Annotated in this window: 5 tRNA genes; all 5 read right to left on the reverse strand. The window is 48.2% G+C overall.

The window, feature by feature from the left end:
* Positions 1 to 5: 5 nt before the first annotated feature.
* The 5 genes from IC221_RS29320 to IC221_RS29340 all read right to left on the reverse strand — a co-directional run bounded on the left by IC221_RS29320 (position 6) and on the right by IC221_RS29340 (position 473).
* Positions 6 to 83 (reverse strand) — tRNA-Val (locus tag IC221_RS29320).
* A gap of 21 nt (positions 84 to 104) precedes the next feature.
* A tRNA-Val gene (locus IC221_RS29325) sits at positions 105 to 179 on the reverse strand.
* A 21-nt stretch (positions 180 to 200) separates the two neighbouring features.
* Positions 201 to 278 (reverse strand) — tRNA-Val (locus IC221_RS29330).
* A 21-nt stretch (positions 279 to 299) separates the two neighbouring features.
* Positions 300 to 374 (reverse strand) — tRNA-Val (locus IC221_RS29335).
* 21 nt (positions 375 to 395) lie between these two features.
* A tRNA-Val gene (locus tag IC221_RS29340) sits at positions 396 to 473 on the reverse strand.

Raw genomic sequence — 473 nt, forward strand, 5'->3', positions numbered from 1 at the left:
GAACTTGGTGGGACGTATTGGATTCGAACCAATGACCCCCTGCTTGTAAGGCAGGTGCTCTAAACCAACTGAGCTAACATCCCGTTTTCAATATGTCAAATTTGTGGGGCGTACTGGATTCGAACCAGTGACCCCCTGCTTGTAAGGCAGGTGCTCTAAACCAACTGAGCTAACACCCCAATTTCACTATTAAGCGAACTTGGTGGGACGTATTGGATTCGAACCAATGACCCCCTGCTTGTAAGGCAGGTGCTCTAAACCAACTGAGCTAACATCCCGTTTTCAATATGTCAAATTTGTGGGGCGTACTGGATTCGAACCAGTGACCCCCTGCTTGTAAGGCAGGTGCTCTAAACCAACTGAGCTAACACCCCAATTTCACTATTAAGCGAACTTGGTGGGACGTATTGGATTCGAACCAATGACCCCCTGCTTGTAAGGCAGGTGCTCTAAACCAACTGAGCTAACATCCC

The sequence above is a fragment of the Flammeovirga sp. EKP202 genome (assembly GCF_014534745.1).
Lineage (GTDB): Bacteria > Bacteroidota > Bacteroidia > Cytophagales > Flammeovirgaceae > Flammeovirga.